The 19,909-nt window shown below is 37.0% G+C and carries 19 protein-coding genes and 5 tRNA genes; 11 read left to right on the top strand and 13 right to left on the bottom strand.

Translation table 11 applies throughout. The features are described from left to right. Positions 1-12: 12 nt before the first annotated feature. From BLR36_RS11560 to nadD, 3 genes are all read left to right on the top strand, one after another. The gene (locus BLR36_RS11560) at positions 13-561 is read left to right on the top strand and encodes a cysteine hydrolase family protein (protein ID WP_093062049.1); all 549 of its coding nucleotides are present in this window, start codon (positions 13-15) and stop codon (positions 559-561) included. 46 nt (positions 562-607) lie between these two features. Beyond that, positions 608-2,080: a nicotinate phosphoribosyltransferase gene (locus BLR36_RS11555; protein ID WP_093061890.1), complete on the top strand. Its 1,473-nt coding sequence runs from the start codon at positions 608-610 to the stop codon at positions 2,078-2,080. 114 nt (positions 2,081-2,194) lie between these two features. Further along, the gene (gene nadD, locus BLR36_RS11550) at positions 2,195-2,851 is read left to right on the top strand and encodes a nicotinate (nicotinamide) nucleotide adenylyltransferase (protein WP_093061889.1); all 657 of its coding nucleotides are present in this window, start codon (positions 2,195-2,197) and stop codon (positions 2,849-2,851) included. 95 nt (positions 2,852-2,946) lie between these two features. Here the strand turns inward: nadD and BLR36_RS11545 are convergent, their stop codons facing one another. Then, the gene (locus BLR36_RS11545; protein ID WP_093061888.1) at positions 2,947-3,822 is read right to left on the bottom strand and encodes a LysR family transcriptional regulator; all 876 of its coding nucleotides are present in this window, start codon (positions 3,820-3,822) and stop codon (positions 2,947-2,949) included. Positions 3,823-3,938: 116 nt separating this feature from the next. Between BLR36_RS11545 and BLR36_RS11540 the strand changes: the two genes are divergently transcribed. Then, positions 3,939-4,610, top strand: coding sequence for a YczE/YyaS/YitT family protein (locus BLR36_RS11540; RefSeq protein WP_093061887.1), 672 nt, complete (start codon positions 3,939-3,941; stop codon positions 4,608-4,610). A gap of 78 nt (positions 4,611-4,688) precedes the next feature. Here the strand turns inward: BLR36_RS11540 and BLR36_RS18835 are convergent, their stop codons facing one another. Beyond that, positions 4,689-4,862: a hypothetical protein gene (locus BLR36_RS18835; RefSeq protein ID WP_175454059.1), complete on the bottom strand. Its 174-nt coding sequence runs from the start codon at positions 4,860-4,862 to the stop codon at positions 4,689-4,691. Positions 4,863-5,015: 153 nt separating this feature from the next. On the opposite strand from BLR36_RS18835, the gene BLR36_RS11535 reads away from it, so the two are divergent. From BLR36_RS11535 to BLR36_RS11520, 4 genes are all read left to right on the top strand, one after another. Then, the gene (locus tag BLR36_RS11535) at positions 5,016-7,358 is read left to right on the top strand and encodes a helix-turn-helix domain-containing protein (protein WP_093061886.1); all 2,343 of its coding nucleotides are present in this window, start codon (positions 5,016-5,018) and stop codon (positions 7,356-7,358) included. 293 nt (positions 7,359-7,651) lie between these two features. Then, a complete protein-coding gene (locus tag BLR36_RS11530; protein WP_305775339.1) occupies positions 7,652-9,040 on the top strand; it encodes an MFS transporter in 1,389 nt (462 codons plus the stop codon). Positions 9,041-9,054: 14 nt separating this feature from the next. After that, entirely contained in the window at positions 9,055-10,236 is a 1,182-nt protein-coding gene (locus BLR36_RS11525; RefSeq protein ID WP_093061884.1) for an amidohydrolase, read from the top strand. Between the two features lie 80 nt (positions 10,237-10,316). Continuing rightward, positions 10,317-10,928 (top strand): trimeric intracellular cation channel family protein, encoded by a 612-nt coding sequence (locus BLR36_RS11520; protein ID WP_093061883.1) that lies wholly within the window; start codon positions 10,317-10,319, stop codon positions 10,926-10,928. Between the two features lie 95 nt (positions 10,929-11,023). On the opposite strand, the gene BLR36_RS11515 is transcribed toward BLR36_RS11520, so the two are convergent. The 3 genes from BLR36_RS11515 to BLR36_RS11505 all read right to left on the bottom strand — a co-directional run bounded on the left by BLR36_RS11515 (position 11,024) and on the right by BLR36_RS11505 (position 13,530). Next, positions 11,024-11,830, bottom strand: a complete 807-nt coding sequence (locus BLR36_RS11515; protein WP_093061882.1) for an aldo/keto reductase — start codon at positions 11,828-11,830, stop codon at positions 11,024-11,026. A 65-nt stretch (positions 11,831-11,895) separates the two neighbouring features. Beyond that, positions 11,896-12,771, bottom strand: a complete 876-nt coding sequence (locus tag BLR36_RS11510) for a radical SAM/SPASM domain-containing protein (RefSeq protein ID WP_093061881.1) — start codon at positions 12,769-12,771, stop codon at positions 11,896-11,898. A 126-nt stretch (positions 12,772-12,897) separates the two neighbouring features. Further along, the gene (locus BLR36_RS11505) at positions 12,898-13,530 is read right to left on the bottom strand and encodes a hypothetical protein (RefSeq protein WP_093062048.1); all 633 of its coding nucleotides are present in this window, start codon (positions 13,528-13,530) and stop codon (positions 12,898-12,900) included. A gap of 152 nt (positions 13,531-13,682) precedes the next feature. Between BLR36_RS11505 and tlp the strand changes: the two genes are divergently transcribed. Further along, positions 13,683-13,910 (top strand): small acid-soluble spore protein Tlp, encoded by a 228-nt coding sequence (gene tlp, locus BLR36_RS11500; protein WP_093061880.1) that lies wholly within the window; start codon positions 13,683-13,685, stop codon positions 13,908-13,910. A 51-nt stretch (positions 13,911-13,961) separates the two neighbouring features. Here tlp and BLR36_RS11495 read toward each other — a convergent pair. The 5 genes from BLR36_RS11495 to BLR36_RS11475 form a co-directional block, all read right to left on the bottom strand. Next, positions 13,962-14,032, bottom strand: a tRNA-Gly gene (locus BLR36_RS11495). A 6-nt stretch (positions 14,033-14,038) separates the two neighbouring features. Then, positions 14,039-14,114: transfer RNA gene (locus BLR36_RS11490), tRNA-Phe, on the bottom strand. Positions 14,115-14,290: 176 nt separating this feature from the next. Continuing rightward, positions 14,291-14,366 (bottom strand) — tRNA-Asp (locus BLR36_RS11485). A 3-nt stretch (positions 14,367-14,369) separates the two neighbouring features. Continuing rightward, a tRNA-Met gene (locus BLR36_RS11480) sits at positions 14,370-14,444 on the bottom strand. Between the two features lie 156 nt (positions 14,445-14,600). Continuing rightward, positions 14,601-14,693 (bottom strand) — tRNA-Ser (locus BLR36_RS11475). A 182-nt stretch (positions 14,694-14,875) separates the two neighbouring features. Here BLR36_RS11475 and BLR36_RS11470 point away from each other — a divergent pair. Continuing rightward, entirely contained in the window at positions 14,876-16,414 is a 1,539-nt protein-coding gene (locus BLR36_RS11470) for a DEAD/DEAH box helicase (protein WP_093061879.1), read from the top strand. Between the two features lie 25 nt (positions 16,415-16,439). Next, positions 16,440-17,219 carry a YqhG family protein gene (locus BLR36_RS11465; RefSeq protein ID WP_093061878.1) on the top strand — a complete coding sequence of 260 codons (780 nt, stop codon included), beginning with the start codon at positions 16,440-16,442 and terminating at the stop codon, positions 17,217-17,219. Between the two features lie 401 nt (positions 17,220-17,620). Here the strand turns inward: BLR36_RS11465 and BLR36_RS11460 are convergent, their stop codons facing one another. The 3 genes from BLR36_RS11460 to BLR36_RS11450 all read right to left on the bottom strand — a co-directional run bounded on the left by BLR36_RS11460 (position 17,621) and on the right by BLR36_RS11450 (position 19,625). Beyond that, positions 17,621-17,845 (bottom strand): sulfurtransferase TusA family protein, encoded by a 225-nt coding sequence (locus tag BLR36_RS11460; RefSeq protein ID WP_093061877.1) that lies wholly within the window; start codon positions 17,843-17,845, stop codon positions 17,621-17,623. A gap of 17 nt (positions 17,846-17,862) precedes the next feature. Beyond that, entirely contained in the window at positions 17,863-18,927 is a 1,065-nt protein-coding gene (locus BLR36_RS11455) for a YeeE/YedE family protein (RefSeq protein WP_305775338.1), read from the bottom strand. Positions 18,928-19,259: 332 nt separating this feature from the next. Next, entirely contained in the window at positions 19,260-19,625 is a 366-nt protein-coding gene (locus BLR36_RS11450; protein WP_093061875.1) for a DUF2188 domain-containing protein, read from the bottom strand. Positions 19,626-19,909 lie beyond the last annotated feature (284 nt).

The raw sequence follows: 19,909 nt of genomic DNA, 5'->3' as shown, positions 1-19,909 counted from the left end.
AGCGTATAAATGATGAAAAAGGCATTATTGAACATTGATTACACAGTGGATTTTGTAGCAGATAACGGCGCGTTAACTTGTGGTAAACCAGGACAGGACATTGAAGGAACTATCGTACAACTAACGGAGAATTTTATAGCGAATGGGGACTTTGTAGTGTTCGCTATTGACACACACCAGAAGGATGACAACTACCATCCTGAATCTAAGCTTTTTCCGCCTCACAACATTGAGGGAACTGAAGGTCGAGATTTGTTCGGAAGACTCAAAGATGTATATGAAAACAACAAACACAATGCACAAGTATATTGGATGAACAAAACTAGGTATTCCGCGTTCGCAGGTACTGACCTAGAGTTAAAATTACGAGAAAGACAGATCACAGAAGTTCACCTTGTTGGCGTATGTACCGATATTTGCGTACTTCATACAGCTGTGGATGCTTTTAACAAAGGCTTTAAAGTAGTCGTGCATAAAGAGGCTGTTGCAAGCTTCAACCAACTAGGCCACGAATGGGCTTTAGGTCATTTTCAAAATAGCATAGGTGCAGAGATAAGATAGATCCAAATTGCTGTTACAACTAGTCACAAGAAATGGAGGGTTTAAAATGACGGAAATTTATAAAGATGATGGCTTTGCGTTACACACCGACCTTTATCAGATTAATATGGCAGAAACATACTGGGAAGATAATATACACAATCGAAAAGCGGTTTTTGAAGTGTACTTTAGAAAGCTGCCATTCGGAAATGGGTACGCGGTATATGCAGGACTAGAAAGAATTGTCGAATACATTTCTAACTTCCAGTTTACAAAGAGTGATATAGAGTACCTTCAAAACGAACTAGGGTATGGAGAAGACTTTTTAGCATACCTTCAAACGTTGAGATTTACTGGCACGATTCGTTCGATGAAAGAAGGAGAATTGGTCTTCCATAACGAACCTATGTTACGTATTGAAGCTCCTTTAGCTGAAGGGCAATTAATTGAAACAGCTATACTGAACATCGTCAATTATCAAACATTAATCGCAACAAAGGCTTCTCGGATGAAACAAGTGATTGGTGATCAGGCTGCTATGGAATTCGGGACCAGACGTGCTCAAGAGATGGAGGCAGCTATATGGGGAACAAGAGCCGCCTTTATAGGAGGGTTTGAGGCAACAAGCAACGTGAGAGCTGGAAAATTATTTGGAATTCCTGTATCCGGTACACATGCCCATTCCATGGTTCAAGCGTATCGCGATGAATATACCGCATTTCACAAGTATGCAAAAAGACATAAAGATTGCACTTTCTTAGTTGATACCTATGATACTTTAAAATCTGGAGTTCCTACTGCTATTAAAGTAGCAAAAGAGCTAGGCGATAAAATCAACTTCAAAGCGATTCGACTCGACAGCGGTGATTTGGCCTATTTATCTAAAGAAGCTAGAAAAATGTTAGACAAAGCCGGTTTTAAAAACACGAAAATTGTAGCATCCAATGATTTGGATGAATATACTATTGCTCAATTAAAACAACAAGGAGCTAAGATTGATGCCTGGGGAATCGGTACCAAACTAATTACAGCATATGATCAACCGGCACTCGGAGCAGTTTATAAATTAGTGTCCATTGAAGATGAGAGTGGAAATATGGTAGATTCCATAAAGATTTCAGGGAACCCAGAGAAAGTTACTACACCTGGACTCAAAAAAGTCTATCGCATTATAAATCAGTCGAGTAATAAGTCAGAAGGTGATTATATCGCCATGGATGATGAACAACCAGGGCAAGAAGAAAAACTGAAAATGTTCCATCCGATTCATACCTATATTAGTAAGTTCGTGACAAATTACGAAGCAAAAGAACTTCATCATGACATATTTGTGGATGGGAAACAGGTGTATGAGTTGCCCCGAATTCTAGAAATCCAACAGGATGTAAAAGACAATTTGTCGCTCCTTTGGGATGAATATAAGCGACTTATGAACCCAGAAGAATACCCAGTTGACTTAAGTCAGAAATGTTGGAATAACAAAATGGCTAATATTCAGCAGGTAAAAGAAAAAGTAGAGCACCTGAAAACACGAAGTTAAATGTGTTCCCTGTTTTAAATGGCTTAGTATTATGCCACAGTTGGAAGAAACTTTTAGTTTATTGAAAAAGTGTTAAACAGTGCGACTAATTTTATGATACCTGGAGGAAACCTCATGGCTAAGATAGGGATTTACGGGTCATCCTTTGACCCCATTACCAATGTACATCTTTTTACAGCGAGCACAATTGCAAATCGTTGCAAGTTAGACAAGGTCATCTTTTTACCTTGCTCTAACAAAAGAAAAGATAAAACAATGAAAACCGAGGACGAACATCGTTGGAATATGATAAAAATGGCGATTGAATCTGACGGAAAGTTTACCCTAGATGATTTTGAGATGAAGCAAGATGCATGGAAAATCTCTACCTACGAGACAATGGTACACTTAAAGAAAGTATATCCCGAGGATGATTTATATTTCATAATGGGAGCGGATTTGTTAGTAGATATTGGGGAAGGTAAGTGGGGTAACGCAGATAAATTAGTTAGCGAAAACAAATTTATTGTCATGGCTAGAGATGGAATTGATATGTTGAAGGCGATAAGTAGTTCTCCTTTGCTGCGTAATAACGATGATGGAAGCACTTTTCATCTAATCGATAAGGGTATTGCCATGGAGATCAGCTCTACTTATATTCGTGATGAATTTGCTATTGGGGGAGAAGCAAAGTACCTCTTACCTACAAATTGCTATAACTACATTAAAGAGAACGAACTATACGGATGGAAAAATTCATTCGAGAAAAATCAGACAAAGAACCTACTATAGGATTGGGCTATGTTTTAAGTTAATGTTTAAGTTTGTATAGAAAAGTGATCTTGGAGTTATATTTCCAGGCTCACTTTTCCCTTTAAATATTGTTTTTAATCTACTATATCCCAAAATTGAGTGGTTACTTTTGATGTAGGTGCATCTTTTAATTTTAAGATAACAGGCTCCACGCTATGGCTAAACTGATTTAATTCGAATAGTGTTAGATTTTCTAAGAAGGTAGATGCGTAATCCATACTTGGAATGATAGATACTCCCAAACCTTTACTGACAAGTGAAGCTACCATGGATATATCCTTACACTCAATAATAATATTTGGTTCTATTTGATGTTCTTCAAACGCTCTGTGTATATCTCCATGAAAAGAATGTCCTTCCATTGCCCCCAACATGATAAAAGGTAGTTTGGCAATTTGTTTAAATGTTACGTGTTGGTGTGAAAATGATGTTGCCCAGCTAGTTGGGGCAATTACGACATACGGTTGTTTTTTTAACATTTTCATCTCATAGTGCTCGCTATTACTTAAGCGTAAAAGTAATGCCAAATCTATTTCTCTTTGCTCGAGTCTTTTTAATAATTCTTCTGAATTACCATTAATGATACTGATTTTGACGTTTGGAAAATGTGTTCTATACATGCTTATATAATCGATTAACATATTCGAGCATGCGGAAGAAACACCGATACGTACTGTTCCAGCTACACCTAGTTCTACTTCTTGAATTCTTTGCTTCACATCCTGCATTTGCATAATCATTTGATCCGCATATTGATATAATATCTCCCCTGTTTCAGTCAGTTCCCATTTTTTACGATACCGATGGATTAAAGTTGTGCCAAGCTCTGTTTCCAGTTTTTTTAAGAGTTGACTGAGTGGTGGCTGTGCGATATGAAGTGCTTCTGCAGCTTTAGAAATACTGGACTGTTTTACAATTTCTCTAAAGTAATGTAATTGTCGAATATCCATTTATACACCTCTGTCATATGTATTTAAGTATGAATAGTTTACCATTTATATATTTTTCATATCTTAAATAAGCTGTTAAGATTGATAGGAGATTAAAAAAGGAAGCGAAGTTACTTATGAATCATAAGAATGTTACTATGAAGCGCCTTGGTTTATACGTAGGTGGCTTATTTTTTTTGACACTTGGTGTTAGTTTGTCTATTCAGGCAGGACTTGGTGTATCGCCTGTTTCATCTTTAGCTTATGCACTTGTGTTAACGTCAGGATTATCAATTGGTATTACCACGGTTCTTGCGAATGTATTATTTATCATTGTTCAAATTATGTTAAACAAACGTATTGATTTAAAAGATTTTATACTTCAGCTAATTATTTCGTTTGTATTTGGATTCTTTATGGACGCTACATTATTCCTCGTACAATTACTACCACCACCTGAATCTATCGTCATACGCTGTGTATATTTAATAATTAGTTTATTTATCGTTTCGGCTGGATTAATCGGTTATTTCACTGCAAAACTTCCACTAATGCCCTATGATGCACTTACGTATGTTATTAGCGAACGGTTCAAAATAAAGTTTAGTAAAGCAAAAATTACTGGTGATTTACTGAATGTTCTTGTCGCAGCTGCACTTTGTTTAGTTTTTATACAGACCTTTGGATCAATAGGCATAGGAACATTAGTTGCGGCGTATTTTATCGGAAAAATTTTGGGGTGGATGATATCACACTTTCAAAAACCACTACAACAATGGGTGTATCATAATGAAAAATTAAACGTTTAAGTGGAAAATAAAGGAAAAAAGTAACGATACAAAAAACGGACACAACGCATTGTTGTGTCCATTTTTGACATCTTAGATTTAGTAAGATCTATCCCTCTCACTCATATCACGTCGATTTGGAGACATTGAGCCTTGCTTCGGCATTAAAAACCCTAACTCGGCTAACTCTAGAGAAATCTCTTCTTTCTTACTAGTTGGTCGTTTCGCCATAGAACCTCTTTTATTAGCTCCTAGATGAGTACCATTTTTCATAAGAAAACCCCTCTCGACGTTTTTTTGATGCCTCCTTAATATGGTTTAAAACGATAGGAACTATAACATATATTGCAAAATATTCAATTGTAAGCGATATAATAGAAAAGATCTCACATATAGAAACAAAAATTAACTGAGGGGCTGACTTATTTGGATCAAAGACAAAAGGACTTCCATCTTCGTGTACAAAAAATTGGTTATGTAGCTCCCTCATTAAATCGCGGAATCGAATTTATATTAGTAATCGACGGGGAACTTAGGATTGAAACAAGAAACCGCATTTATCAACTGAAGGATAAGGATTTACTTCTCATTAATCGAAATGAACTTTTTGAAATGCAAGGAAATAAACAAAATAGTGTACTACGTTTTACCATCTCGGACACATATATGGATCAGTTTTACGGAGAGTATCGCAATCGCCGTTTTGAATGCTTTTCTGGAGATATTGATATGGGAAGAGAAGTTTTACTCGACCAGCTTCGAACATTCTTTGGTGAAATGGTAATAGCCTATTTTAGAAATGACGAAATTTATGCCATAGAAATGCAACGACTTGTCAGTGAAGTTCTCCTAATTCTTATACGCCGCTTTAAGGAAGAAGGTAGTGTTTTTGAAAAGATAGATACGGAAGATCAACGAATAATACAAATCGTGGATTATTTGGAGAAGCATTTTCAAGAGCCACTAACTTTAGAGGAGATGGCTGATAAAACATTTGTGTCTCCTGGTTATTTATCTCGATATTTTAAGAAAGTTATGGGTATGGGCTTTAGCCGATTTCTTATGAATATTCGATTGAAACACAGTGTGAAGGATTTACTTTATACAACGGATTCAATCTCTTACATTGCCATGAAAAATGGTTTTCCAAATGCGAAATCATTTGCAAAGTTTTTCAAAGAAATTTACGGAGAAACCCCTAAAGTATACCGCGATCAACATGTGGAAGAAAAAGTGAATACTATTGAGCTTATTCAAAAGGAAGATGTAGAAACACTGACGAATTCTAACGAAATATTTTTAAAAATAGGTTCGTTACTAACGGAGAAAGATAATACGTATAGCAATACCGAAACCCGTTATGAAGAATTATTTATAGACACGTCTATTTCAATACAGGAAAGAATTTATAGACCAGATCATGTTTTGATCATACGAGAGCTAAAAGAGATTTTAAGAGAAGATGTAAGAGAGCAGGTACTAGCGGTAAAAGATGAACTTCGCCTAAATTACATAGGGGTTAGAAACTTAGTAGGTAATTCTACATTTCTTCCGACGGTAGAAACAGATGAGCTTATTTCGACTTCGTCTCCTTATTTTACAGCAGATCTCGCTATTAACTTTTTAAAGAAGCATGACCTATCTATATTTAGCCGTATTGATTATCAAGATATATCTATGGATGAAGAGGCGTATTTCACTAAACTAAAAGCATTTTTACGCCATTGTTTATTAGCGTATGGCGAGTCTTATTTGAGTAAATGGCATATTCTTTACTATGAATCCTATTATTCTGCGGTCGATGGGAAAGAGCTGCAACGTATTTATGAAAAGCTTCATCAGACAATTAAAAAAATAGTTCCGAAGATAAACGTTGGAGTATATATACCGTTTTCAATAGAAAAAGAAAGGTCGAGCGAGCAACACGCTTGGCTACTACAGAAAGCGGGAAATATTGATTTTATCGGCTATCATGCAAATCAAAACAATGCAATCAATTTTGAAGAAAGTAGAAATGATCGATTTTTAATTGCTAAAGATTATATTAAAGAAAAAACAACTAAATTGAGAAATTATTTAAAACAGCTTCACATGGAAAAGCCACTCCACTTAATAACCTGGAATACGTTATCAGGAAATACACGATACACAAATGGAACATTTTTTCGAGGCGCATTAGTACTGAAAAATGCATTAGAAATTTCAAAAGATGTCGAGTCGCTAGGATTTTGGATTAATACCGAATTACATGAGGTTGGTAATCAACACCATCGTATTCAATTAGAAGGAATGGAATTATTCCATTTTTTTAAAGGGAAACGTCCCGCCTATCACGCGATGGCTTTTGCCGAGAAATTATCTGGTAATATTATTGCGCAAGGAGAAGATTATATCTTGACGGAATATGAAGGTGGTTATCAGTTAGTACTGATGAATTGTACTAATATAAACCCTTACTTTTCAATTGAAGATGCTTTCCTCAGGCAGTTAAATAAAGACATACGAGTAAACATTTCGAATTTAAAGCCAGGGGAGTATCAAATACGAAAGTATATATTCGATAAAGACAACGGTGCTCTATATAAAAACTGGGGAAACTTAGGTAGTATACACGGTGTGGATTTAGAAGTGACAAAATATATTAATCGTTTAAGTCATCCTTCTATGCAAATCTTTGATGAGACCATTTTGGGTGATTGGTCATTCTATTCATACTTATCAATTAATGCCATTCATTTTTTTGATATCCGTAAAACGTATAGCAAATAATCAATAAATCAGCAGGAGTCATTGGTAATCTCATTTACCGATGGCTTTTTTCTATTCTTTCTTTTTTAGATAGAAAATTAACCGTCTATTTTGTACCTGCCTTTAAGCAATGTCAGAATGTTATCCAACTAAAGATATGAACTGAGCAAAAATGGCAAGGCTTGGTAGGCAATTTCTAGATTAAAATATACACAAGGAAAGCTTTTCAAATGTAATTAGAACTACTCGAGAGTATTTAAGTATAGTGTTATCAGTTCTACACAAGATAAAACATAAGAAAACAAGGAGTGAAAATTATGGAGACAACCTACAAAGGTACAAATAAAATGATTTTAGGGATTGTATTCGGGGTATTAACGTTTTGGTTATTTGCTCAAGCAATGGTAAACGTAGTTCCTGCAGTTCAAGGGGATTTAGGAGTTTCATCAGGTATATTAAACATTGCAATTAGTTTATCTGCACTGTTTTCGGGTATTTTTATAGTTGCAGCTGGTGGACTTGCTGATAAAATCGGACGGAAGAAAATGACGAATATCGGACTTATCTTAAGTATTGTTGGCTCACTTTGTTTAGTTTTAGCAACTGGTTCGACATTACTCATTATTGGACGGGTAATTCAAGGGTTTTCGGCTGCTTGTATTATGCCGGCAACGATTGGCTTGATGAAAGCCTATTTTGAAGGGGCTGAACGCCAAAGAGCACTTAGCTACTGGTCAATTGGTTCTTGGGGTGGATCAGGTGTTTGTTCATTATTCGGTGGAGCAATTGCAACATATATGGGTTGGAGATGGATTTTCATCTTCTCAATTATCATCGCAATTCTTGCTTTGTGGTTATTAAAAGACACGCCTGAAAGCAAAGCAAAACAAACTGGCGATTCTAAATTTGATGTGAGTGGTCTAATTATCTTCATTATAACAATGTTAGCGTTGAATGTTTTCATCACACAAGGTGCTGAAATAGGTTGGTCAAACTGGATTACGATTGCACTGTTAGTTGTCACATTAATAGGTGCGATTATCTTTATAAAAGTTGAAAATGGTAAATCGAATGCGCTAATCGATTTTGGATTATTCAAAAACGCGCCTTACACTGGTGCAACAGTTTCAAACTTCTTGCTTAATGCTATCGCCGGAACGCTTGTTGTTGCAAATACGTATGTACAAGAAGGAAGAGGTTTTACATCTTTTCAATCTGGTATGCTTTCAATCGGTTATCTAATTGCTGTGCTTGCGATGATTCGTGTTGGTGAAAAGATTCTCCAAAAAATTGGTGCGAAAAAACCTATGCTTTGGGGTACTGTCTTGACGCTTATCGGTGTTGGCGTGATGGGCTTAACATTCTTACCAGATGTTGCTTATACAGTTGTTGTATTTATAGGATTCGCGTTGTTTGGGTTAGGGTTAGGGATCTATGCAACACCATCTACAGACACAGCGGTTTCGAATGCACCTGACGATAAAATTGGTGCAGCATCGGGTATATATAAAATGGCAAGTTCCCTCGGTTCTGCTTTCGGTGTTGCGATTTCAGCTACTGTATATTCGATGATTGCAGCCCAAAGTGGGGTAGATGCAGCGGCAACTGGTGGTATTATTGCCAATGTAATCTTTGGAGTCATCGCATTGTTATCAATTATTTTCATGGTCCCAAGTAGTGCTGGTAAAAGTGATGCTAAATAAGGAGCGTGTTCGTTATGAAAGATAAACTAATGAAAATGTTGGATGAACGTAAAGATGAAATGATTCAAATTCGCCGTTTTTTACATGAACATCCTGAATTATCATTTAAGGAAGAAAAAACGGCCGAGTATATTGCTGACTTTTACAAAGGAAAAGACGTCGATGTACAAACAAACGTCGGAAATGGTTACGGAATTATTGTAACAATAAAAGGTGGAAAACCTGGAAAGACAATTGGTTTGCGTGCAGACTTTGATGCACTTCCAATAGTAGAAGAAACACCTGTACCGTTTAAGTCAAAAAACGAGGGTGTCATGCATGCTTGCGGACATGATGGGCACACAGCGTACTTATTAGTGTTAGCAGATTGCTTAATTCAGTTGAAATCAGAGTTATCTGGAACGATTAAGATAATCCATCAACATGCAGAAGAGGTTCCACCAGGTGGAGCAAAAAGTATAGTAGATTCTGGTCAATTGGATGATTTAGATGAAGTGTATGGCATTCACTTATTACCAATTGCTCCTGCTGGCATGGTTGGTTACAACAAAGGCTATGCTTTTAATGGACGAGCTTATATGAAATTGAAAATACAAGGAAGAGGTGGCCATGGTTCGTCACCTCACCTAGCAAATGATGCAATTGTGGCGGGTGCTCATTTTGTGACTGCTGTTCAAACCGTCATCAGTCGCCGTTTAAGTCCCTTTGAAATAGGAGTAATTACAATTGGCTCGTTTGATGGTGCTGGTACATTTAATGTGATAAAAGATAGTGTAGAGCTTGAAGGTGATATCCGCTATATGACTACTCAAACAAAAGAAACAATTGAAAGAGAAATAAAACGATTAGTAAAAGGACTAGAGGAAGAATTTGATGTAACTTGTGATCTTACTTATACACCAGACTATCCACCTTTATACAATAATCCTGAACTTACAGAAAAAGTGGCAGAAGCGTTAAAAAATGCAAATGTGAAAGAAATTACAGAGGTAAAAGAAGTTCCACCAATGGCACCATCGGAAGATTTTGCTTATTATGCAGAAAAATTCCCAGCTTGTTTCTTCTATATCGGTTGTACACCTAAAGGCGTTGAAAAACCATTTTTCAACCACCATCCAAAATTTGATATTGACGAGGATGCACTATTAGTAGCAGCAAAAGCAGTGGGACAAGTTGTTTGTAGTATGCAAGAATAAAACAGTAGAGTCGTTCAAAATTTACTTTTGAACGATTTTTTTGCAATTCAAACGGTCCAATGAGAAAAGGGGGAATCGCTTTGACATGGGATATTCTTAACATCATTGGAACCATCGCTTTTGCGATAAGTGGTGTGCTTATCGCAGTAGAAGAGGATTATGATATATTCGGTATTTACTTTTTAGGGTTTACTACAGCATTCGGAGGCGGACTTATTCGTAATCTTTTAATTGGGATACCAATTGAAAACTTTTGGTTACAAGATTATTTATTCGAGATAGCTTTTTTGGCTATTACCATAGTTTATATATTGCCGAAAAAATGGATTTATAATTGGAACAATTGTGTTGTCTTTTTTGATGCCATTGGTTTAGCGTCATTCGCAATTCAAGGTGCAAATTATGCTGTTTCTATTGATGCTCCACTAATTGCGGTTATTCTTGCAGCTTCCATGACAGGTGCAGGTGGTGGGATGATAAGAGATGTGTTCGCAGGCCGAAAACCGATGATTTTCCGTTCGGGAATTTATGCATTATGGGCAGTATTAGCGGGTCTTGCTATAGGACTAGATGTCATACGGGGTCCATATGCCACGTTTTCCCTATTAATCGTAATAGTTATATTAAGGATATTATCCGTTTATTTTAATTGGAATCTACCACGAAATATTAATGAAGCAGGGAATAAATGAAAGACAATTTTTTCATTTTCATCCGTGGTAGAATAATAAATGAAAAAACGCCGAGAGAAGTGTATAGACACTTCTTCCGACATTTTCTATTAGAATTAAATTTTATCTGGGTCAGTACCGATACGCACATTTGTAGCTAGTGCTGTAATTGCGTTCATATCCTCAGAGGATAACTCAAAGTCAAAAACATCTAGATTTTCTTGAATTCGGCTAGGTGTAACTGATTTTGGTAAAGCAATCCGTCCTAACTGTAAATGCCACCGAAGAACAATTTGTGATGGAGATTTACTATATTTCTCAGCCAATTTATGGAATAAGTCAATCTCCATGAATTTCCCTTGCATCAACGGGCTCCAAGCCTCTATCTGGATACCTTTATTACTTAAATAATCGACAAACTCTTGCTGTGGCAGTTGTGGATGTAACTCAATTTGATTGACCATAGGGGTCATCAATCCAGCTTCCTGCAATTTATCAAGATGATGTTCTTTGAAGTTAGATACACCGATTGCTTTTATTTTTCCTTCTTCATAAAGCTCTATCAGTGCGCGCCAAGCTTCTACAATTCCTTCAACTGGCCAGTGAAGCAAGCATAAATCTAAGTAATCTGTTTGTAAACGGTTAAGTGATTCATGGAAGGCTTCTTTTGTACGACCGGAACGAATATCATCATTCCAAATTTTTGAAGTAAGGAAGATATCCTCACGCGGAACTCCTGAAGCAATAATTCCTTTTGCTACGCCTTCTTCATTTTTATACACCGCAGCTGTATCAATATGACGATACCCCACGCGAAGAGCCTCTGCAACTGCAGCAGGTGCCTCAGTTTCGTTATCCACTTTCCACACCCCAAAGCCGATTTGAGGGATTTTCAAGCCATTGCTAAGTGTTAAAAATTCCATATATATCTCTCCTCTCCGAAATCTAATATTACCATTTGCATTGCTTAGTTTCTATACGTAGTGTTTTAAACTCCAAACCTTTGTCTATATCCACATTTTCTACACATTTCTTCTACTGCTTCTCTTCTTGTAAATCCGTCATACAAGTTATTCGCTCGTTCACTCTCAATAATGTCTGAGAACGAATCGTTATGAATATTACCTAAGTCAATGACGCCTTCTCCATCTAAACAGCATGGTACAACGGTTCCATCCACTAGAATAGCCGCTTGGTTTCGGAGAGCGTGGCAAAATCCTTTCCCATCATCCTCTGGTGCAAACAAACTCGGCCATTGAAACTCATGATCCTGGTTCAAGTATATATTATGAGCTATTTTGATGCCTTTACCTGGTTGTACTTTTTCTTCGATTTTAAAGTCTAGATTATATTCTTTTTCAATTATTTCCAGCGTCTCCCGGTTTCTACGTTGTGCAACTTCTGAAACCTGGTCTTTCTGTAAATTCCATAATCTATAGGAAATGATAATATTATGTTCTTTAGCTTCTCGTACAAAATCCAAAATATCTCCTAAATATTTCTCGCGATTTTCGGAACCTTCGTGACCATCGAAACTATGTAAAGAGAAGTTAATCTGACGTAGTGCTGGTTTACCTAACAATTTATGTCTATTTTTATTGATAAGCGTACCGTTTGTCGTGATATTTACTTTAAAACCCTTCTCATGACTAGCATCCAATAATTGGTCAACCCTCGGATGTAGGAGTGGTTCACCCTTAACATGAAGATAAATATATTTTGTGTGTGGTCGAATCTGATCTAACGTTTTATTAAATGCATCCAGTTTGAGAATATTCTTTGCTCTACTTGTCGGTGGGCAAAAGCTGCAAGCAAGATTACAAACACTAGTAATTTCTATGTACATTTTTTTAAAGGTTTTCAAGGTATGTTCTCCATTCCAATTCTTATTACTCTTATTTTATCAGATTATCTCTCTTAGTTGATTAGTTTTGAACATAATAAAACACCTCCAACCGGCAAATTGCCTAACTGGAGATGTATTTTAGTTTTAAATGTCTAGCGTTTCATCGTATCCAACCAATCTATCCATATGGCTAGCAATCATTGCGATAATAGTACTGGCTTCATCTTTTTTGAACGTAAAGGTAGTTTCATCCTCGATTTCCTCGTCATCCGTCCAAATACGATTCACTCTACGGAGCACACCATCGCCATTTGAAATGTCCACACCAAACTGATACGTTACTTCAATTTCATCGTCTTTTAAAAATGCTGTGACTTCAGGAGTTTCCCACTCTACATCAATTTCTTCCACGGTCATTTCGTCATCAGCGTCATCTTCCACATAAACCAATTCACGGTCGCTGTTATCCATCAAAAACTCATGAAAGCTTTCATGAACTGCTTCTACAATATCAGTAATATCATCTAAAATTATTCTCGTAGGCTGGTGTAGTTCGACATCGAAGCTTTCTACATAGAATTCTTCGTTATATGGATCAAATAGTATTGTACAAAAATAGTCTCTTTCATCCTCTTCTGTACTTACAAAAAACTCGATCCTCGGATGTTTAGAAGCGCGATTAATATTCATATGACCGACTTGGTCATACTCTTCACAAATAGAGTTCAAATGATCTTGTAGCTCCTCTGTTACTCTGTCAAACCATTCCGTAGTAATAGTCATTACCGCCCTTCATCATATTCTCCTAATATCTTGTCCTATTTGGTAAATATTATTCCAAAGAATAAAAGAAATATAAAACCTTCGAATAATTTAGACGAGATAGGGGACGATAAAAATTGTGTGATAAAAATTAAGGAGGAATTTAAATGTCTCAAAACAATAGACCAAATCCAGATGACCGCTCAGATAATGTGAAAAAATTAAAGAAAATGGTGAGTAATACGAAGGAGAATATGGAGGCTGCCGAAGAAGCAATGGAGCACACGAGCGGAAATAATCGAGAAGCTATCCGAGAAAAGAATAAGCATCGAAAAGAGAGTATTGAAGGATTCCGAAGAGAAATTTTAGATGAAGCAGAAGCTCGCAAAAAATAAACAAAAAAAGACCTATTGATACTTACATCAATAGGTCTTCTTATATTCGGAAGCGGGTGAAGAGAATCGAACTCTCATCATCAGCTTGGAAGGCTGAGGTTTTACCACTAAACTACACCCGCATAATATGGTGGCTCAGGACGGAATCGAACCGCCGACACAAGGATTTTCAGTCCTTTGCTCTACCGACTGAGCTACTGAGCCAACATCGATTTATGCTAAGCGGCGAATTTCTTTGTCAGCTGCATTCGTTCAGTCAGTCACGTACTTTAGTACGCTCCTTTCCTCACTCAATTGCTTCCTCGAACTTCTTGCTTATCACAAATCTCAAACGAGAGTTATGCTAAGCGACGCATCGCAAATCTCAATAAATCAAAAAATGGCGGTCCCGACCGGGATCGAACCGGCGATCTCCTGCGTGACAGGCAGGCATGTTAACCGCTACACCACGGGACCATTTGGTTGCGGGGACAGGATTTGAACCTGCGACCTTCGGGTTATGAGCCCGACGAGCTACCACTGCTCCACCCCGCGACGTTATTATACTTACAAACACGATGATACTACGCTCGAAAAAATTGGACACCTGCTTCGGCTAACGCCTGCATCGGTGTTAATCGTCATCTTCGTTTGACGATTTGCTCCACCCGCGACAATAAGAAATTACTACTATCATCATTAAAATTAAAATGGAGGAGGAAGAGGGATTCGAACCCCCGCGCGGTATGACCCGCCTGTCGGTTTTCAAGACCGATCCCTTCAGCCGAACTTGGGTATTCCTCCGAAGTAAAATATTATTTGGATGAATTAATTCCAAATCATTTGCGACTTTTATATTATATAGCATAATCTACAAGAAAGGCAATGTTTTTTTTAGAAAGTATTAAAATTCTTTTTCATTATTTCCTCCTGTCAATCATACACTTCTTTTTTTGGGACAACCTAAGGAAAAGTAATATGAGGTGATGGAAATGATTATAGAAAGATCTTCGGAATGGGCTGAAGGTTTCGCTAAACGATTAGAAAACGTTGAACCGTGGGATAACTGGACACTTTATAATATGAGTTATGATATTGCCAAAAATAATTTAATCACGGAATTTACTGGTTTACAATCTCCTAAGTATTTGACCAGTTTAAAACCGCTTGAACATCAACTACAAGTTGCAGAAACCGTTATTGAACGAATGAATGGGAAAGCAATTTTGGCAGATGAGGTGGGACTTGGAAAGACAATTGAGGCAGGTTTGATATTAAAGGAATATCTTGTTCGAGGATTAGTAAAGAAAGCTCTAATATTAGCTCCCGCTTCACTGATCAATCAATGGTTGGAGGAGCTCCATTATAAGTTTTATATACCGGCTGTACCCTATAAGAAAAATACTCCATTAGAACTTTGTGATGTGGTCGTTCTAAGTATGGATACTGCTAAAAAAAGTCCTCATCGAGAGCTTATCTTTGAACAGGATTATGACATGATTATTATTGATGAGGCACATAAGTTAAAAAACCACAAAACCAAAATCTATGAGTTTGTGCAAAGTTTAAAGAAGAAATTTTGCTTGTTGTTAACAGCAACACCTGTACAAAATGATGTGTTTGAACTATTTAACTTAATTTCTTTGCTAAAGCCCGGTCATCTCGGGAATTTTGAAGCATTCCAGTCTGCGTTTTCTGCTAGCAAACATGATTTAGAGCATGATGACTATTTGAAGGAACTAGTAAACCAAGTAATGGTGCGGAATCGTAGACAGGACACCGGAATTGAGTGGACGAATCGCCAAGTGAATATTCTCCCAATACAGTTCACTAACGAGGAAAAAGAAGTGTATGAAATGATTATGAACCTAAAGAATATCTCTCCTGTATTTTCAGGTGCCTTTTCGATGATTACACTCCAGAAGGAAATGTGTAGTAGTAAGGAAGCTACATTTCTTACATTAAACAAAATGAGGCAAAACTGCACTAATCCAGAGGAAAACGCTTCTGTAGAAAATGTTATGCAGAAATTAATGGCTTTAGAAATAAATTCCAAAGCAGAAAAAACATACGAAATAATTTCACGGGCAAAAGATAAAGTGATCATTTTTACAGAATATAAAGCAAGTCAAGCATATCTGCAGTGGTATTTGCACACAAAAGGTATTACAAGCGTACTTTTTAATGGGAAATTTAATAAAAACAAGCGAGACTGGATGAAGCATTTATTCAAGGAGCATGCTCAAGTATTAATAGCTACGGAATCTGGTGGGGAAGGGATTAATCTTCAATTCTGTCATCATGTCATCAATTATGATTTGCCTTGGAACCCGATGAAGCTGGAGCAACGAATAGGACGTGTGCACCGGTTAGGTCAAGAACATGACGTTCATATTTATAATTTGGCCATTGAAAATACGATTGAAATAGATATTTTACAGCTGCTATACAAAAAAATTGATGTTTTTGAAAAAGTTGTAGGTGATTTAGATGATATATTGTCCGCATTCAAACAAACAATTTAGTTGGTATATGCAAAGGAGGATTTAAATGTATCCGCAGCAGGTTCAACAATATTTACGTACTTTTTTCTCTGAAAATAATTGTGAGATTGTAGTTGATACGGATCATTATCTTACTGTTCAGCTCACGATTGACATGGATAAACGAATTATGAATAGACCTTATTATTGGCAGTACGTAGAAACAACAGGAGGGGTACCCAATCCAACGCAGCTAACTTTAATAACTGACCAAACAAAGCTGAACGATAACGTTAGGGGAGAATTGGTCTATTTCGGATCACCGCGGCTCGGACAACTGTTTCAAGCTACCCATGAAATGGGCGCATTTATAGAAATGTTTGAGCAGGTGGATGAAAAAATTAACCGTCCTATTTTAACTCCATGGCTAGGTGTGAATTATAAAATTTCCTATTACAGCAATCAGACGAAGGAAATGCTCCATTCTTTAGGTGTTAATCTGATGAATGGCCATATCACTAAGGATTTTCATGCTACCTTAGGCGATATGAATATTACTCCCGCAAAGCCCCAAAATGCATTCTTATTACCTTATATTATCAAACCGATTCGAGGTTTAGAGCGATTAGATGGAGTAGTAGAAAATCTCATCCAACAGGACGATCATTCCTGGGCCGATCAGGCGAAAAAAAGGTGGCAGCGAGATATACGCGTACTGGAATTCTTCTATGAGGGAGTAGATGAAAAGCCAGAGTGTTACGAGATGGAGAAAAAAGCACTTCAACAACAATACGAACCAAGAATAAAAATAGAGATTATAAATGGTGGTCTCTTTTATTTAAAATAGAGCTTCTGAGTTAAACCCATCTTATGCGTTTGTTTAAGATGGGTTTTGTTTGTGAGATAATAAAATATACAAAATACATAAAAGTAACAGGGTATGAGGCTGTCAGTGAAGTGGTGACTTCATATCGTAAAGGAGAAAAAATAAATCGTACATGGAAACAGGCAATCGAGACAGATTTTGAGGGGCGCAGTGCAAGAACCTAAATGATTAGAAAATAACTCAATTTATTTCTTAAAGAGAGCCTTCCTACATAATGGAATGTAGGAAGGCTCGAAAGTTTTAAAAAAACACAAAGTTTATGCTTTTTAATCAGTATTGTCTAGACTCTGGCAGCTAGCCAATCTAGTCGCCATAGAATTTGGGTAAAGGATACCAGAGGCTAATAAGCGCTTACGCTTTTCTTATTTCTTTTGAACAGTGATCGTCCAAGCGGCATCACCAACCTGTTCATAGTTAGTAACGTTATGCCCTTCTTCCGCAGCCCAGCGTGGAATTGTTTCCGTAGCTTGTGTGCAATCAAATTCAATCACTAGTTCATCTCCTGAGCTTAGCCCTGAGATTGCTTCTTTTGCTTCTACTAACGGGAAGGGACAAACCATTCCCATGACTCCTAATACTTTTTTCATGTATTGACACTCCTTCTTTATGCTGTTGTTACACTTGTTTGTACAGTAGAATTGCTATTTTTTTCTTTTCTCCCACGAATGAAGACGAAGTAAACAGCTGTCCATGTACCAAGAATCATGAAGATCAATGCGATCCAACCCTGCCAAGTCATTAGAGCCGTCATCACCAACCCGTTCCCGATGGAGCAACCACCTGCCAAGCTTGCTCCGAATCCCATTAAGTTACCCCCAGTAAAACTGGTTAATCCAGTTTTTACATCAGGCATTCTAAAACGGAACTCACTGCTTGCTTTAGCGGCAACAAATGATCCTACCAAAATACCAAGTACTAAAAATACGCCCCAGTTAATAAACGCCATATCTCCTGTAGTTAAAAACTGTAGTATATTTGCAGAAGGAGTAGTAATACCTAATCCTGCAATTCGACCAGTTGAAGAGCTTAATGGCCAAGCAAGAATTGCGATAAGTCCAACTAATACCGCAGTGACAAATGGATGCCAACGCTTTTCGAATAAAATATGTGCCAACCCCTGTTTTTTGGGCTTAAGTGTTGGAATAACTACTTTTGGTTTTGTAACTTCTTTATAAATAATCCATCCTACCACAGCTAGTAAAAGTGCAATTAAAAACCATACGTTTATACCGAGAGTATCTGCCATAGAATTCGATGGTAATTGAGACTGTTGAATGTTTTGGTTTAAGGGACTGAGTGGACCAGTTTTCATAATTGCGCTCATTAACATATATCCAGCTAATGCGATCCAACTTCCAATTAACCCTTCTCCAGCCCGGTACCAAGTTCCGGTAGCGCAACCACCGGCTAACACAATTCCAATACCAAATATAAATGACCCTAAAATAATTGCAAATAATGGTAAAGTACCTGTATTAGGTTGAATGACTTCAAGTGCCACGAGTGTATAAACACCTACGCTTTGAACTGCAATGGCAATAAGTAATGCATAGAACATACGATTGTCTTTCGTTAGATACATATCACGAAAGCCGCCAGTTAAACAAAATCTTCCACGTTGCATGACAAAGCCAAGCAAAGCGCCGCACAACAATCCAGTAATAATCATTTGTACCAAATAAACAACCTCCCTTTAATTCCAACTAAACTAATAGGGATATAATATATTATAATTATATTAATTTCAATAGTAATTTTGAAGGAAAAAAGTAACTCGCTTCATTAAACATTGGGGGGTGATGATGCGAATGAATAACCTTGATATGTTTAACAAATGAGGTGAATTAGTTTGATGGGCTAAAAGTTTGGCTATTGACATATATGATTATTTTAGTTTTAGCGTGAGTATTTACAACGAATACGAGAGCGATTTTCTTGAAACTAACGTAAAAAACTCCCGAAGTTGAGACTTCGGGAGTTTTGCGTTCTTACACTTATTAATTATTCATATAAAGTATCCTGTAACGAGCCGTCTTCCTCGTAAATGTTGAGTATTCCATTTTGTTCATTCACATATGGTTTTGCTTTTACTAATAGATCTTCTTTTGTATCCTCTACTAAAATGGCGCGTCTTCCATCTGTCTTTCTTAGCACCCAGTCGGTTTCACGAGAAATCACTTCGTATGTGACACGCTTCTCTTCGTCACCATGTATTGCTTTGCGGGCCTGAGATGTAGCAATGGATATGGCTCGACCCTCCTCATAATTATCCTTTATTAATGCATTGGCAATTTCAATGGCTTTGTCTCGTACATCTGCGTCCAAGTTTTTCATAGAATCGGGATAATCATTATTATTCCATGGCATTTTCAACGCCTCCTTAGCATTCGTTTTCCCGTTTCTTAAGGTCTGAAACGTTTTACGAATCATCAGAAGTAATTTTGGGAAATTTAACTGAGTAGTTCGCTGGAATTTCAACAAAATTCAAAAATACATATGAGTCTATTTGCTATCGTTAGAATAGATTGCAGAGGAAGTAATATTACAAATGTTGCATTGTGTCGAATGCTGTCATTTAAATGATATTTTCTTCTAATAGAATTGCAATGGTTCTGTCATGTCTAGGTGGTATGATGAAACTCGTTAGTGAA

Origin of the sequence: Psychrobacillus sp. OK028 (assembly GCF_900103605.1) — a bacterium.
Taxonomy (GTDB): Bacteria; Bacillota; Bacilli; order Bacillales_A; family Planococcaceae; genus Psychrobacillus.
The sequence above is the reverse complement of the archived record's forward strand: the minus strand, read 5'-3'. Positions and strand labels throughout refer to the sequence as shown.

Coding starts and splice junctions, on each gene's coding strand:
- BLR36_RS11460 (WP_093061877.1), bottom strand. CDS start 17,845: ATGAAAAAAGTATTAGGAGTCATGGGAATGGTTTGTCCCTTCCCGTTA.
- BLR36_RS11540 (WP_093061887.1), top strand. CDS start 3,939: ATGAATCATAAGAATGTTACTATGAAGCGCCTTGGTTTATACGTAGGT.
- BLR36_RS11450 (WP_093061875.1), bottom strand. CDS start 19,625: ATGCCATGGAATAATAATGATTATCCCGATTCTATGAAAAACTTGGAC.
- BLR36_RS11555 (WP_093061890.1), top strand. CDS start 608: ATGACGGAAATTTATAAAGATGATGGCTTTGCGTTACACACCGACCTT.
- BLR36_RS11465 (WP_093061878.1), top strand. CDS start 16,440: ATGTATCCGCAGCAGGTTCAACAATATTTACGTACTTTTTTCTCTGAA.
- BLR36_RS11470 (WP_093061879.1), top strand. CDS start 14,876: ATGGAAATGATTATAGAAAGATCTTCGGAATGGGCTGAAGGTTTCGCT.
- BLR36_RS11525 (WP_093061884.1), top strand. CDS start 9,055: ATGAAAGATAAACTAATGAAAATGTTGGATGAACGTAAAGATGAAATG.
- BLR36_RS11545 (WP_093061888.1), bottom strand. CDS start 3,822: ATGGATATTCGACAATTACATTACTTTAGAGAAATTGTAAAACAGTCC.
- BLR36_RS11515 (WP_093061882.1), bottom strand. CDS start 11,830: ATGGAATTTTTAACACTTAGCAATGGCTTGAAAATCCCTCAAATCGGC.
- BLR36_RS11560 (WP_093062049.1), top strand. CDS start 13: ATGAAAAAGGCATTATTGAACATTGATTACACAGTGGATTTTGTAGCA.
- BLR36_RS18835 (WP_175454059.1), bottom strand. CDS start 4,862: ATGAAAAATGGTACTCATCTAGGAGCTAATAAAAGAGGTTCTATGGCG.
- nadD (WP_093061889.1), top strand. CDS start 2,195: ATGGCTAAGATAGGGATTTACGGGTCATCCTTTGACCCCATTACCAAT.
- tlp (WP_093061880.1), top strand. CDS start 13,683: ATGTCTCAAAACAATAGACCAAATCCAGATGACCGCTCAGATAATGTG.
- BLR36_RS11455 (WP_305775338.1), bottom strand. CDS start 18,927: ATGATTATTACTGGATTGTTGTGCGGCGCTTTGCTTGGCTTTGTCATG.